General features: G+C 43.8%; 7 protein-coding genes, 2 tRNA genes and 3 rRNA genes. 4 read left to right on the top strand and 8 right to left on the bottom strand.

Features of this window, described 5'->3' with window-relative positions; all coding sequences use genetic code 11:
* Positions 1 to 97 precede the first annotated feature (97 nt).
* A complete protein-coding gene (locus H4W00_RS02835) occupies positions 98 to 1,813 on the top strand; it encodes a mechanosensitive ion channel (RefSeq protein ID WP_209956141.1) in 1,716 nt (571 codons plus the stop codon).
* Positions 1,814 to 2,462: 649 nt separating this feature from the next.
* Positions 2,463 to 3,245 carry an SDR family NAD(P)-dependent oxidoreductase gene (locus H4W00_RS02830; RefSeq protein ID WP_209956140.1) on the top strand — a complete coding sequence of 261 codons (783 nt, stop codon included), beginning with the start codon at positions 2,463 to 2,465 and terminating at the stop codon, positions 3,243 to 3,245.
* A gap of 55 nt (positions 3,246 to 3,300) precedes the next feature.
* Here H4W00_RS02830 and H4W00_RS02825 read toward each other — a convergent pair whose 3' ends face one another.
* The 3 genes from H4W00_RS02825 to H4W00_RS02815 form a co-directional block, all read right to left on the bottom strand.
* Positions 3,301 to 3,999: a lysophospholipid acyltransferase family protein gene (locus H4W00_RS02825; RefSeq protein WP_327193338.1), complete on the bottom strand. Its 699-nt coding sequence runs from the start codon at positions 3,997 to 3,999 to the stop codon at positions 3,301 to 3,303.
* Between the two features lie 152 nt (positions 4,000 to 4,151).
* Positions 4,152 to 6,041: a DNA topoisomerase IV subunit B gene (parE, locus tag H4W00_RS02820; RefSeq protein ID WP_209956138.1), complete on the bottom strand. Its 1,890-nt coding sequence runs from the start codon at positions 6,039 to 6,041 to the stop codon at positions 4,152 to 4,154.
* 147 nt (positions 6,042 to 6,188) lie between these two features.
* A complete protein-coding gene (locus H4W00_RS02815) occupies positions 6,189 to 6,851 on the bottom strand; it encodes a YqiA/YcfP family alpha/beta fold hydrolase (protein WP_209956137.1) in 663 nt (220 codons plus the stop codon).
* Between the two features lie 187 nt (positions 6,852 to 7,038).
* Between H4W00_RS02815 and H4W00_RS02810 the strand changes: the two genes are divergently transcribed.
* A complete protein-coding gene (locus tag H4W00_RS02810; protein ID WP_209956136.1) occupies positions 7,039 to 7,293 on the top strand; it encodes a DUF1289 domain-containing protein in 255 nt (84 codons plus the stop codon).
* Between the two features lie 257 nt (positions 7,294 to 7,550).
* Here the strand turns inward: H4W00_RS02810 and rrf are convergent.
* The 5 genes from rrf to H4W00_RS02785 all read right to left on the bottom strand — a co-directional run bounded on the left by rrf (position 7,551) and on the right by H4W00_RS02785 (position 12,829).
* Positions 7,551 to 7,665: ribosomal RNA gene (gene rrf / locus H4W00_RS02805) — 5S ribosomal RNA — on the bottom strand.
* 180 nt (positions 7,666 to 7,845) lie between these two features.
* Positions 7,846 to 10,704: ribosomal RNA gene (locus tag H4W00_RS02800) — 23S ribosomal RNA — on the bottom strand.
* A gap of 348 nt (positions 10,705 to 11,052) precedes the next feature.
* Positions 11,053 to 11,128 (bottom strand) — tRNA-Ala (locus H4W00_RS02795).
* A gap of 8 nt (positions 11,129 to 11,136) precedes the next feature.
* A tRNA-Ile gene (locus H4W00_RS02790) sits at positions 11,137 to 11,213 on the bottom strand.
* A gap of 77 nt (positions 11,214 to 11,290) precedes the next feature.
* Positions 11,291 to 12,829: ribosomal RNA gene (locus H4W00_RS02785) — 16S ribosomal RNA — on the bottom strand.
* The 16S, 23S and 5S rRNA genes sit together here with 2 tRNA genes alongside, the layout of an rRNA operon.
* A gap of 1,709 nt (positions 12,830 to 14,538) precedes the next feature.
* On the opposite strand from H4W00_RS02785, the gene H4W00_RS02780 reads away from it, so the two are divergent.
* Positions 14,539 to 14,814: a hypothetical protein gene (locus tag H4W00_RS02780; RefSeq protein ID WP_209956135.1), complete on the top strand. Its 276-nt coding sequence runs from the start codon at positions 14,539 to 14,541 to the stop codon at positions 14,812 to 14,814.
* The last annotated feature ends 187 nt before the right edge of the window (positions 14,815 to 15,001 follow it).

Here is a 15,001-nt window from a genome sequence, read left to right as displayed (position 1 = left end):
ATTATTTATAACTATCACTAGATCAGGGAAATGGGTATATAGTCTTAAGTAGACTGCTACCTTTAAATCTGACATATGATAATTAAAGGAGGACAGGATGAATCCAATGTTTACATCGTTCAATGGTTATCTTGGTGGCCCTATTGGCTCCATCATCGGCGCTATTTTGATTTTTATTATTGGTTGGCTAGTCGCTCTTGGTATTGCGGCTCTAGTACGTAATGTTCTGGCTAGAATTAACCTTAACCAACGCATGAATTCGTCAACGGGTAAGACCTATGATTTAGAAGGTATTATCTCGAAGATAGTGTTTTGGTTTATCTTTATAATTGCTATCTCTGGTGCACTTAGCCAACTGAACTTAAACGCCATATCTGCGCCGTTCGCAAACATGGTTAACCAGGTATTAGCATTTATCCCTAATCTTATTGGCGCTATTGCAGTCGGTGTTATTGGTTGGGTGGTCGCTACGGTTGCTCGCACTGCAATCAATACTGCCCTGTCTAAAACTACTATGGATGAGCGTTTAAGCGCTCAAGCTGGCGTTAATCCTATGAGCAACACAATTGCTGATATGGTTTATTGGTTTATATTACTGGTGGTTTTGACTATGGTACTTGGTCAACTGGAGCTTGATGGCTTATTTGCCCCACTAACTAATATGGTCGATAAAATCTTTAGCTTTATACCCAACATTCTTATTGCTGGTGTGGTCTTTGTGGTGGGTTATATCATCGCTAAAGTCGTCCGCGGCATCGTAACCAATCTGGTCTCTACCTTTAATTTGCAAGAGCTGGCCTCTAAAGCCGGTTTGAGTGAACAGAACAGTTTACCTAACATTGCGGGTTCTTTAGCATTCTTAGTGGTAATCATCCCAACAATTATTGCTGCTCTAAATGCATTAAAAATCGATGTTATCGCGCGTCCTGCCACTAATATGCTTAACAAAATCATGGAAGCCTTGCCAAATATATTTATGGCAGTAGCGATCTTAGCGGTCACTTACTACGTCGTACGTATGGTAGCAAACATCATCAAAGGGCTGCTTGAAAATACTCAGATTAATCAATTACCTGCTAAAGTCGGTCTTCAAGAGACCATGGGTGATAAGAAAATCTCTGATTTAGTCGGTTATGCGATTATCTTCTTTGCCATGTTGTTTGCATCGATTGCAGCAGCTGACTTGCTAGGCTTTGAACCTATCTCAGCCATCATTACCATGTTTATCGCCTTTGGTGCCAACATCATACTTGGTGCGATAATACTATTTATTGGTTTTTGGCTGGCAAATATCATCGCTGGTGTCGTTGAGCGCTCTGAAAAAGGCTCGCAGTTCTTAGCTAATATCGTCCGTGTATTGATCATGGGCTTAGTGCTGGCCATGGGTCTTAAAGCGATGGGTATCGCTGATTCTATTGTTAACCTAGCATTTGGTCTAACACTAGGCGCAGTTGCGGTTGCTTTCGCTCTATCTTTTGGTCTTGGTGGACAAGAAGCAGCGTCACGCTTCCTACGTAAGATGCAGGATAAAATGGACGAAGAGCATACTGATGTGAAAGCTCATACCACACGCCATACCAAAACCACTGCTGATTCTACTGATAAGGTTGCCGATGCTGTTCATGAAGCAACGCCTAACGCTACAACAAGTGGCACGCCTAGTACAAGCACCTCTACGAATGCAGGGTCAGATACACTCGATATCAATTATATCGATACCGACGATAATAATACGAATAGCACTACCGACTTATCTTCTGGTACTGGCTTTGTCGACAACACTGATACTGGTAGTAATGATGACTTCAAATAAATGATGATTATCACTTTGTTCTAAATATAAAAAAGACAGCCTAGGCTGTCTTTTGTTATGGCAAATATTAAATAGCACAGATTTAATAGCAGCTATACGTATGGTCCAAATGTTGGCTGGACTGATAGAAGAAAGCAAATACAGTATGAATTCTAACAGCTGTAACGCGCCTAATTATAGTTCATAACTGTATTGCCGAGCACAGTATTCAGCGTTATGATTAGCCTCGACTGTCGCCAATGTAAACAAGGTAATATCTAAAGCGCCTGTTTGTAGGTAGCAAGACGCCTTTTTCAGATATTTTGATGGCCAATTTAGACACAGTATTAGTCTTTTGTTATCAAATGATATGTGAAATATTACATGCTTAAGCTTATCCAAATTATAATGTTATTATCAGTATAAGCACATTTCGGCAAAGTAAAGTCTGTCCATATAACAGTACCTATACGCAGTCGCTTTCATCCTAATGACTTGCTATGATGGCTAAAAACTATATTTACCATTATTTTTTAGCATCTAGTAACTATGGTAGAAATTATTAATTATTTTAAAACTTACTGATTGAGTCAAAATTATAATACTGCTTTATTCAGAGGACTGCTTTATTTATATATTGGTCCTCTTTTGATAACAAGGATTGAAAATCATGAAACGCTTTAAAGAAAAAACAGTTGTTGTCACTGGTGCTGGCTCAGGTATTGGTCGTGCTACCGCCATTCGATTCGCTCATGAAGGTGCTAATGTCATTTTAGTAGGACGCACATCTAAAACATTAGAAGAGACTGCCAAAGAGTTTCCACAAGATCGCACTTGGATTCATTCTGATAATTATTTAACGGTCACCTGCGATATTAGCGTACAAAGCCAAGTGCAAGAGATGATAGAACGAGTAATAGAAAAGTTTGATCATATTGATGTGTTGGTCAATAATGCGGGTAAAGCGATTCAAGGCAAAATTACCGAACTGTCTGCTGAGGATTGGAGGACTTCGATAGATGTCAACCTAAATGGCACATTCTACGTTTGTCAGGCAGCTATGCCGCATCTGATTGCAACTAAAGGTAATATTGTCAATGTCTCATCGCTTTCAGGGGTCGGTGGCGACTGGAATATGGCCGCCTACAATGCTGCAAAAGCTGGGGTAAGCAATTTAACCCGTACTTTAGCGTTAGACCATGGACCTGATGGTGTGCGTGTCAACGCGGTTAATCCTTCCGTTACTAAGACTAACATGACCACCGCCATTCAAGATAACGATGCAAAAACTGATAAATTTTTAGAACGCTGCCCGCTTGGACGCCTTGCTAGTCCTGAAGAAATTGCTGCTGCTATCACTTTTTTAGCAAGCGATGATGCCTCAATGATTACTGGTGTTAACCTACCGGTAGATGGTGGCGTTAGTGCTTCCAACGGTCAGCCGCAGTTCTAGAACGAGATATAACTAACTATGCTCTTATTACTGCTACTAGAAATAAATTTGGTTCCTAATGTTCATCAGACTGATTAACATCCTGTAGCGGCTGCGATAAGCGCTCAGGATGTCTAGGCATGACCCCGCGGTACTGGTCGTAAATTTTTGGTAGGTCAGCTTCGATATCCCCAGTAGGATAAACTGGGGATAAGAAACGCACTTCTTTGGTTTTATAATCTAGAGCAACCGGCAAAATTGGTACGTTAGCACCTAGTGCTAAATAATAGAAGCCTGTTTTCCACGACTCTGTGTATTTACGCGTCCCCTCTGGGGATAGGCCTAAAAATAGCGGCTCACCTGACTTGAACTTATCTATACTAGTCTGTAATACCGAGCCTTTATTACTGCGGTCAATAGGAATAATCCCCAACCAACGTAGTAACTGTGCCAATACTGGCACTTTAAAAAGCGTATGTTTGCCCATAATGTTAATTTTTACATCAAGCGAAAATAGACCAGGAAGAGCGTAAACCCCATCAATATTTGAGGTGTGCGGCAGTGCTAATACCACCGCTTGTGAGATGTTTGGAATATCGCCAACGGTGCTCCAGCCCGCAGACTTTAACAGCCAGGAAGCTATTAATGGGGCAACTCTGCCGCCGCGTTTGGGGACTAGGTTGCCCAAATCTTTTTTGCCGAGCTTAGGCAATATTTTAGAGCGTTTAGCGTTAGAAACAATAGACTTAGAACGATCAGTAGACTTGGATGTCATGACGGCACCACATAATAGAAGATATCTACATAATAGCATTAACCTAGTACAACTAAGTTTACTATTACAGGCTTTCACTGAGTCGCAGATGACTATAGTTAAAATCCCTTAAAAACACTACAGTCTTGCAAGTCACTTCTCAGCCCGCTACCTTATAATGATATATCAGCCAAATTACCCTTGTTTTCGAGCCATGACTTGCGATCAGATGATCGTTTTTTTGCCAATAGCATATCCATAACACTATTAGTCAGTAATATATCATCCATATCTAACTGTACTAAGCGGCGGGTATCACGATTCATCGTGGTTTCGCGCAACTGCTCGGCACTCATCTCACCCAACCCTTTAAAACGAGTAATTTGAGCTTTTTTGTTACCTGGAACGCCTGCTAAGATATGTTCAAGTTCAGGCTCATCTAAAGCGTAATGTACCTCTTTACCCACGTCTACCCGATATAACGGCGGCATCGCCACAAATAAGTGACCTGCATCAACCAAGGCTGGAAAATGCTTTACAAATAAAGCGCAAATTAACGTGGCGATGTGCAAACCGTCAGAGTCGGCATCAGCCAGGATACATACTTTATCGTAACGCAGCTCAGATAAATCATCTGAAGCCGGATCGACACCAATCGCAATGGCAATATCATGAATCTCTTGGCTCGATAATACTGTATCAGAGGACACTTCCCACGTGTTCAGAATTTTACCGCGTAGCGGTAATATCGCTTGATAATGTCGGTCACGAGCTTGTTTGGCACTGCCCCCTGCAGAATCCCCTTCTACTAAAAACAACTCAGCACCATCACGCAAATCACCACGACAATCGGCAAGCTTCCCCGGTAATGCAGGACCTTGAGTAATTTTTTTCCGGGCTACTTTTTTAGCAGATTTAAGCCGACGACCCGCTTTATTAATCGCTAGCTCTGCAATTTGAGACCCCAAATCAGCATGTTGATTGAGCCATAAAGTGAAGGCATCTTTTGCTAAAACCTGTACCGCTCCAGCAGCTTCACGACTCGATAAGCGTTCTTTAGTTTGTCCGGAGAACTGCGGCTCAGAGAATTTAAGTGATAGGATATAATTAACCCCATCCCAAACATCTTCTGCGGTCAACTTTACACTACGTGGCAATAAATTATGAATATCACAGAACTCACGTAGCGCCTCTAGAATACCTGTTCGCAAACCATTAACATGGGTGCCACCTTGCGCGGTAGGAATGAGGTTGACGTAGCTTTCTTGAATAGGGATGCCACCTTCAGGCAACCAAGACAGCGCCAAAGTAATACCTGCACGTTCACCACTTTTAGCTTCATAATTATAATAGAACGGTGCTTGTGGCAATGTCTCAAGTCCATCGAGCTGTTCACTTAAATACTCAACAACGCCATCAGTAAACTGCCAAACTATTTTCTCATTATTTATATCATCAACAAATTCAATAGTGAGGCCCGCAGCTAATACTGCTTTAGCTTTTAGGTTATGTTTGAGCTGCTTGATATTAAATTTAGGGCTGTCGAAAAAGCTGCTATCTGCCCAGAAACGTACTCTAGTGCCACGTTTACGCTTATTAGAACTCACTGACTCAGTCAATAAAGTGACAGGTGCTCCATGTTCAAGCGCCATATCAAATTGGGTCGCCTCACGCCATACGGTTACTTCAACTCGCGTTGATAGGGCATTCACGACCGAAATACCAACACCGTGCAGGCCACCTGATACTTGATAATTTAGAGTCGAAAATTTACCACCCGCATGCAAACGAGTCATAATCAGCTCAATACCTGACTGACCAAACTCAGGATGAATATCAGTTGGCATACCACGGCCATCGTCTTCTACCGATAGCGAGCCGTCCTCGTGTAACTGGACTTTAATTATTTTGGCATAACCAGCCAGTGCCTCATCAACTGCATTATCGATCACCTCTTGAGCCAAATGATTGGGCCGTGTAGTATCGGTATACATGCCAGGGCGACGGCGAACGGGCTCAAGTCCTTCTAAAACTTCTAACGATTGCGCATTATATTGACTCACAAATGCTTCCTTGAATATTCACGAACAATTTATTCTATCGAACCATTATAGCGAAAAATGGCATCATTAGTGTTGATAGTCGCTAGCTCACGTCATATGATGTCGTCTATTTTGGCTAAACAATATTCTTAGCTAGTAAACTGTAATTTATCCTAACTGCTGCAATATCTTTATTACTATAGGCAATTGCTCAGCAAAATCAGTAAATCTGTGATCACCACCAGCTTGCAAAGTAACTTCTGCACCCTGCTGTCGATAAAACTCTGCAGACAGTTGAGGATTTAACAGCTCATCACCCTCTTTAATCCAAACCACCATCTTTTGAGGATATTTTACTGATAATAGATGGTCAGCAAACCACTGTAGATCTCCACCAGTAATTGTCCAACCTCCTACAGTTGTATGTAGAACTTGATTAATAGAACTTATATTTTTGTTAGTGTCCTGTAAAGGAGGTTGATTAGAAAAGCGTTGTAAAGTGATGTGCGGCTGAGTACTAGGATTTAATAATAATACTGGGCAACCAGTATTATTACTTACTAAAGTGGCGAAGTATCCTCCTAATGAACTGCCTACCAAAACTGTTTTTGTTAAAGTGTTAGACATTGACTCTTTATTACTGTGGTCTGATTCACTTTTTAATTTTGTGATTAATCTATTAAGTTGCTTAAATACTTCTGCAGGCGGTTGATTGAAGTCAGGACGAAATACTATGATCTCAGGAAAATACTGTTGGCAATAGCGCTCTAATAACGTACCCTTAGTGGAATTAGCATCACTGTCTAAGCCATGAATGTAAACAATGTTCACGTGTGATCTCGCTTATTAATTTTTGTGTGATTGTTTTATATAGACTACAAAAGCTAAGCATAGCACTGGGTCATCAAAAATAATAACAATAAAATGGCACACTATTATGCATTACTTGCGACATAATAGTATTGTCACGATAATTTTACGCAAGCCAAGGAATGACGATAATAGCTATGGAGTAGCCATGAACCAGCAGTTTGAACTGTTCGAGATCATCAATCCATGCATTGGTGTTTGCCGAAGTAATAAAAAAGGCTATTGTTTTGGCTGTCTACGCAGTCGTCCTGAACGTCAGTTATGGCATGACATGACTACTGGACAGCGACGTGATGTGCTAAGACTAATCTCTGCTCGTAGACAACGTATAATACTATTAAAACAAAAACGACAAATTTCTTTCGATTTTGATGAGACTCCTGAATTAGGAGAATTGTTTTGATCGGGTAGTATCGGTATGTTTTTCTCTCCCTGAGCTAGACCCCAACTAAAGTCTTCTCTATCCCATCGATACTAGATATTGACCTAGGGACTGATAGTTCAAGCGAAGACACCTATCTACCGACACAATCTCGCGCTGCGGTCACTGTCCTGCTAGACGGACTGCAGGCTCATAAGTAAAGAGTAGTGGGTTGTTGGTATTCCCAGACAAAGAAAAGCCCCCAACGAATTAACGTTGGGGGCTTTACTAGAATAGAGAGCTGACGATGACCTACTCTCACATGGACGAATCCACACTACCATTGGCGCGATGATGTTTCACTTCTGAGTTCGGTAAGGGATCAGGTGGTTCCATCATGCTATTGTCGTCAGCAAAGGGGGTTAGATATGAGTCTGTTGTTGTTATTGACTTAAGTATTAGCTTAAAGCCTGTCAACATAAACCTAACTGAATCAAGGTTTAAGGTGATATCGAAATGTATTTATATTCTATAGCATTTTAGCTATACAAGATAGATTAATTAGAGCTCTCATACAAACCACTTGGGTGTTGTATGGTCAAGCCAAACGAGCAATTAGTACAGGTTAGCTACACACATCGCTGTGCTTCCACACCCTGCCTATCAACGTCGTAGTCTTCAACGGCTCTTTAGGGAAATCTTATCTTGAGGTGGGCTTCCCGCTTAGATGCTTTCAGCGGTTATCCCATCCGAACGTAGCTACCGGGCAATGCCACTGGCGTGACAACCCGAACACCAGAGGTTCGTCCACTCTGGTCCTCTCGTACTAGGAGCAGATCCTCTCAAATTTCCAACGCCCACGGTAGATAGGGACCGAACTGTCTCACGACGTTCTAAACCCAGCTCGCGTACCTCTTTAAATGGCGAACAGCCATACCCTTAGGACCTGCTTCAGCCCTAGGATGAGATGAGCCGACATCGAGGTGCCAAACACCGCCGTCGATATGAACTCTTGGGCGGTATCAGCCTGTTATCCCCAGAGTACCTTTTATCCGTTGAGCGATGGCCCTTCCATACAGAACCACCGGATCACTAAGACCTACTTTCGTACCTGCTCGACTTGTGGGTCTCGCAGTTAAGCGCGCTTTTGCCTTTATACTCTATGAACGATTTCCGACCGTTCTGAGCGCACCTTCGTACTCCTCCGTTACTCTTTAGGAGGAGACCGCCCCAGTCAAACTACCCACCATACATTGTCCTCGGTATTGTTATACCTGAGTTAGAACCCCGACATGACCAGGGTGGTATTTCAAGATTGGCTCCACCAAGACTAGCGTCTCGGCTTCAAAGCCTCCCACCTATCCTGCACAAGTCAGGTCAAAGTTCAATGTAAAGCTGTAGTAAAGGTTCACGGGGTCTTTCCGTCTAGCCGCGGGTACACAGCATCTTCACTGCGATTTCGATTTCACTGAGTCTCTGCTGGAGACAGCGCTGCCGTCATTATGCCATTCGTGCAGGTCAGAACTTACCTGACAAGGAATTTCGCTACCTTAGGACCGTTATAGTTACGGCCGCCGTTTACTGGGGCTTCGATCAAGAGCTTCGCTTACGCTAACCCCATCAATTAACCTTCCAGCACCGGGCAGGCATCACACCCTATACGTCCACTTTCGTGTTTGCAGAGTGCTGTGTTTTTAATAAACAGTTGCAGCAGCCTGGTATCTGCGACTGCTAATAGCTTACGGAGCAAGTCCTTCACCATCAGCAGCGTACCTTCTCCCGAAGTTACGGTACCATTTTGCCTAGTTCCTTCAGCAGAGTTCTCTCAAGCGCCTTGGTATTCTCTACCTGATCACCTGTGTCGGTTTAGGGTACGATTCGTTTATAACTATTGCTTAGAAGCTTTTCCTGGAAGCATGGTATTTGCCACTTCGCTGTACAAGTACAGCTTGCTATCAGATCTCGGTATTAACAGTCCGGATTTGCCTAAACTGTCTACCTACATCCTTTCACCTGGACAACCGTCGCCAGGCTGGCATAACCTTCTCCGTCCCTCCATCGCATTATAAACAAGTATCAGAATATTAACTGATTTCCCATCGACTACGCCTTTCGGCCTCGCCTTAGGGGTCGACTCACCCAGCCCCGATTAACGTTGGACTGGAACCCTTGATCTTCCGGCGTGCGAGCTTTTCACTCGCATTATCGTTACTCACGTCAGCATTCGCTCTTGTGATACCTCCAGCATGCCTTACGACACACCTTCACAGGCTTACACAACGCTCCCCTACCACTTGAAAACAAATTCAAATCCGCAGCTTCGGCTCCTAGTTTGAGCCCCGTTACATCTTCCGCGCGGGCCGACTCGACTAGTGAGCTATTACGCTTTCTTTAAAGGATGGCTGCTTCTAAGCCAACCTCCTAGCTGTCTATGCCTTCCCACCTCGTTTCCCACTTAACTAGGAATTTGGGGCCTTAGCTGGCGGTCTGGGTTGTTTCCCTCTCCACAATGGACGTTAGCACCCACTGTGTGTCTCCCGGATATCACTCATCGGTATTCGGAGTTTGCATCGGTTTGGTAAGTCGGTATGACCCCCTAGCCGAAACAGTGCTCTACCCCCAATGGTGTTCGTCCGAGGCGCTACCTAAATAGCTTTCGGGGAGAACCAGCTATCACCGAGTTTGATTAGCCTTTCACCCCTATCCACAAGTCATCCCCTAGCTTTTCAACGATAGTGGGTTCGGTCCTCCGGTGCCTGTTACGGCACTTTCAACCTGCTCATGGATAGATCACTCGGTTTCGGGTCTATGCCCTGCAACTATTCGCCCTATTAAGACTCGGTTTCCCTACGGCTCCCCTAAATGGTTAACCTCGCTACAGAACATAAGTCGCTGACCCATTATACAAAAGGTACGCGGTCACCCCAATAAATTGAGGCTCCCACTGCTTGTACGCACACGGTTTCAGGTTCTATTTCACTCCCCTCACAGGGGTTCTTTTCGCCTTTCCCTCACGGTACTGGTTCACTATCGGTCAGTCAGGAGTATTTAGCCTTGGAGGATGGTCCCCCCATCTTCAAACAGGATTTCTCGTGTCCCGCCCTACTTAATATGTTAACTCTAATGTTTCGAATACAGGACTATCACCTACTACGGTCAGCTTTCCCACGCTGTTCTTCTACATTAGAATTAATCGGCTTCTCCCCGTTCGCTCGCCGCTACTTGGGGAATCTCATTTGATGTCTTTTCCTAAGGGTACTGAGATGTTTCACTTCCCCTCGTTCGCTTCTCGTACAAGTACGAGATACCTACCTTATGGTAAGTGGGTTTCCCCATTCAGAAATCTCCGGATCACAGGATATTGCCGCCTCCCCGAAGCTTATCGCAGGCTGTCACGTCTTTCATCGCCTCTGACTGCCAAGGCATCCACCATGTGCGCTTCATTACTTGACCATACAACCCCAAGTAGTCTTTCAACTATCTAAGTGTTATATGAGTCTAATTATGATAACGATATCACCTAATTTTATACGCTTGATTCAGTTCTCTTTATTATTTGATAATCAATCCTCTGGGATAACAACTGATGTCGTTAAGAGAATCGATTATCAGGTTAGAAACAACACGTGAACATGTTGTTCTAACCCAGACTCATATCTATGTTTTTAAATAGTTCCTGTATTCTCGTCGAATTACAGGTTCTGTATAAAACAGAAAGAAGTAATCTTAAGATATATTTCGCTATATCTAAATCACTTGTTTCTATGTTATTCGCACTCTAAGCTTACTCTGTGTTTATGATGGTGGAGCCAAACGGAGTCGAACCGTTGACCTCCTGCGTGCAAGGCAGGCGCTCTACCAGCTGAGCTATGGCCCCATATAAAATGGTGGGTCTAAGTGGACTTGAACCACTGACCCCCGCGTTATCAACACGGTGCTCTAACCAGCTGAGCTACAGACCCATATACGTTTATGCAATAAACGTAAGCTTAAACTAAAGAACAACTTGTTGTGAATTCTTGCTGACCGAATGCGTCTATAAGGAGGTGATCCAGCCGCAGGTTCCCCTACGGCTACCTTGTTACGACTTCACCCCAGTCGCCAACCACACCGTGGTGAACGCCATCCCTAAGGTTAGGCTATCCACTTCTGGTGCAATCAACTCCCATGGTGTGACGGGCGGTGTGTACAAGGCCCGGGAACGTATTCACCGCGGCATTCTGATCCGCGATTACTAGCGATTCCTACTTCATGGAGTCGAGTTGCAGACTCCAATCTGGACTACGATAGGCTTTTTGAGATTCGCATCACATCGCTGTGTAGCTGCCCTCTGTACCTACCATTGTAGCACGTGTGTAGCCCTGGTCGTAAGGGCCATGATGACTTGACGTCGTCCCCGCCTTCCTCCAGTTTGTCACTGGCAGTATCCTTAGAGTTCCCGGCTTAACCCGCTGGTAACTAAGGACAAGGGTTGCGCTCGTTGCGGGACTTAACCCAACATCTCACGACACGAGCTGACGACAGCCATGCAGCACCTGTATTCTAATTCCCGAAGGCACTCCCGCATCTCTGCAGGATTCTAGATATGTCAAGACCAGGTAAGGTTCTTCGCGTTGCATCGAATTAAACCACATGCTCCACCGCTTGTGCGGGCCCCCGTCAATTCATTTGAGTTTTAACCTTGCGGCCGTACTCCCCAGGCGGTCTACTTATTGCGTTAGCTGCGTCACTAAGTCCTCAAGGGACCCAACGACTAGTAGACATCGTTTACGGCGTGGACTACCAGGGTATCTAATCCTGTTTGCTACCCACGCTTTCGAGCCTCAGTGTCAGTATGATGCCAGAAGGCTGCCTTCGCCATCGGTATTCCTCCAGATCTCTACGCATTTCACCGCTACACCTGGAATTCTACCTTCCTCTCACCTACTCTAGCCTAACAGTTTCAGATGCAGTTCCCAGGTTAAGCCCGGGGATTTCACATCTGACTTATCAAGCCACCTACGCTCGCTTTACGCCCAGTAATTCCGATTAACGCTTGCACCCTCTGTATTACCGCGGCTGCTGGCACAGAGTTAGCCGGTGCTTATTCTGCAGCTAATGTCATCGTCCATGGGTATTAACCATGGAGTCTTCTTCACTGCTTAAAGTGCTTTACAACCAAAAGGCCTTCTTCACACACGCGGCATGGCTGGATCAGGCTTTCGCCCATTGTCCAATATTCCCCACTGCTGCCTCCCGTAGGAGTCCGGGCCGTGTCTCAGTCCCGGTGTGGCTGATCATCCTCTCAGACCAGCTACAGATCGTCGCCATGGTAGGCCTTTACCCCACCATCTAGCTAATCCGACTTAGGCTCATCTAATAGCGAGAGCAGTAAACTGCCCCCTTTCTCCCGTAGGTCGTATGCGGTATTAATTCGAGTTTCCCCGAGCTATCCCCCACTACTAGGTAGATTCCTAAGTATTACTCACCCGTCCGCCGCTCGACGCCTGGTAGCAAGCTACCATCGTTTCCGCTCGACTTGCATGTGTTAAGCCTGCCGCCAGCGTTCAATCTGAGCCATGATCAAACTCTTCAGTTTAATCTTGCTATGTAACCCTTTAAAGAGGTTACTAAACTTGGCTCATCTAATCTGGCAATTACGCTCTTCGTATGTTTTCATTTAAATGAATTAACTTTGAGTTTTCTTGCTGTCTTAAATGATAATTTTTATAGTTAATAGACTTCCCGAAAAGAGAAGACAGTCAACTTTATTTTTTAGCATTCTGAATCAGCAAAAATCCACACAAGTTGTTCTTTAGTTATGCTTTTAAATAGTGTTATTCACTGTCGTCCAGTAAATAATGTTTTCGCTAATTAAGGTAAGCTATTTAGCTTATCTCGTTTAGCGAGCTGACTAGTATATCATGTTGAAATAACCTGTCAAGCCTTTGTTCTAATTCGTTTCAGTAGGTTAGCTCGGTAGTCGTCAAGTAATGAATTACTCTTAAACTTGCTAGCTTCCCTTGCTGAGGGGCGCATTATAGACGCTTTTAATACGGTGTCAAGAAGTTATTTAACTAACTTTTTCTAAAGTGGTAAACCACTTCATAAAGCCGCTCTTCCCTTCCGACTGGGTGGCATTATACGCAGTTTTATGTGCAGGTCAAGCGGTTTTGGAAAGTTATTCTATTATTAACTACTGTATTCAGTAAGCATTAAGCCATCAGCATCTTTGTTAAGTATAGGCCATATGCTTTTACCCGTTAATTTAACTTATTGGTACATAGTGTTAAGGCTTTATTTTCAGATAGATCGTTTGTCTAAGCGTATCGCATTGCTGATGACACCTTATTATAACGCATAAAAAATTATACTAACCCAGAAGCAGGTCAACAGACACTGACAGTTTGGCCGAGAAGTCAAACTCGGAGCCATTAACATAATAACAGAACACAGATGTAAAGTAGTAGATGTTGCTGAATCGCAGGGGTTGACCATTCAATATTAGATAATTCTTAAGGAACGTCAACAAGTCGCACCTACTCAAGATCGCACCCTAACTGACAAGCCGAAAGAAATCTAGCGCCTGACCATGAAGCACTATATCTTAAAAAAAGATTTCCTCCTGCTGGTGTTAGACAATCTAAACGACTATCCCTGACTATTGAGCTTGCAGAGCATGATAAACGGTTAAGCAGAAACCATCTGTATCGCCTGTCTGGCATGGTCAGAAATGACTATTATTGTAGTGCTAAGGACGAGCCGATTGATGTCGAAGCTTTGTAGATTAAGATTTTAGTCAGACAGACATTCAGCGTACCAAACGGCTCAATAGATGCCCGAACTGTTTCAGCTCTACTGCTGAATTAATACGGCATCAAAATTACCCGCTATAAAGCAGGTAGGCTTGTGGAGGACATGGAACTTGAGAGCTATCAGACGAAGACTCATAATTATAAAAACCGTAATAAAACGCATAAAACTCATGCCAATGTAATAGACCATAAATTTATGCAATCAGCGCCTAATCAAGTCTGAACAGGAGATCTGACGTATATCCGCAATAGAGGCGACTGGTGTTGCTTATAGCCATCGTTTTAGATTTATGTGCTAGATGTATTGTTAGCTTTACCGTATCAGGCTCGTCCGAGAGCAGCCTGGTCGGTACAGCACTTTACGTGACATATCATACAAGATTGAGCCCAAGTGACGTGTTGTTTCATTCAAATCAGGGCACGCATTACAGCGACACCGTCTTCGCTGATAATATTGATGGATGCAGCAACGTGTCACACAGTATGAGCCGTCATGACGATAACTACGGGCACAGCCTTCCACTTTGCACCTGAGATCACTCAAGATCCTCGCTCTTATGAGATAATGCACCCACTAAATGAAAGATTCTTTAGAAGACTTGAAATGGAATGGATGCCGAAGGGTGGCTATGAGGATATATTTGAAGCTAAGCAGGCTATCAATGATTACGTCTGGGGCTATTATCAAAGCATCAGATCACATACCTTCAAAGATTATTTAAACTCCAGTAGAAAGAAGTACCATTATTTCAGCAAACACCTCTTATAAATTATCTAAATATAGTTGGCCACTACAGGATTAAACTTTTCTCTCCCTGAGCTAGACCCCAACTAAAGTCTTCTCTATCCCATCGATACTAGATATTGACCTAGGGACTGATAGTTCAAGCGAAGACACCTATCTACCGACACAATCTCGCGCTGCGGTCACTGTCCTGCTAGACGGACTGCAGGCT

Origin of the sequence: Psychrobacter sp. PL19 (assembly GCF_017875835.1) — a bacterium.
In the GTDB taxonomy this organism is placed as follows: domain Bacteria; phylum Pseudomonadota; class Gammaproteobacteria; order Pseudomonadales; family Moraxellaceae; genus Psychrobacter.
Note: the sequence above shows the minus strand (reverse complement) of the source record. Positions and strands in the feature narration are given on the sequence as shown.

What these genes read in the sequence shown, in the direction of transcription:
- H4W00_RS02835 (WP_209956141.1), top strand. Translation starts at nt 98, where the DNA reads ATGAATCCAATGTTTACATCGTTCAATGGTTATCTTGGTGGCCCTATT.
- H4W00_RS02830 (WP_209956140.1), top strand. Translation starts at nt 2,463, where the DNA reads ATGAAACGCTTTAAAGAAAAAACAGTTGTTGTCACTGGTGCTGGCTCA.
- H4W00_RS02825 (WP_327193338.1), bottom strand. Translation starts at nt 3,999, where the DNA reads ATGACATCCAAGTCTACTGATCGTTCTAAGTCTATTGTTTCTAACGCT.
- H4W00_RS02810 (WP_209956136.1), top strand. Translation starts at nt 7,039, where the DNA reads ATGAACCAGCAGTTTGAACTGTTCGAGATCATCAATCCATGCATTGGT.
- H4W00_RS02780 (WP_209956135.1), top strand. Translation starts at nt 14,539, where the DNA reads ATGACGATAACTACGGGCACAGCCTTCCACTTTGCACCTGAGATCACT.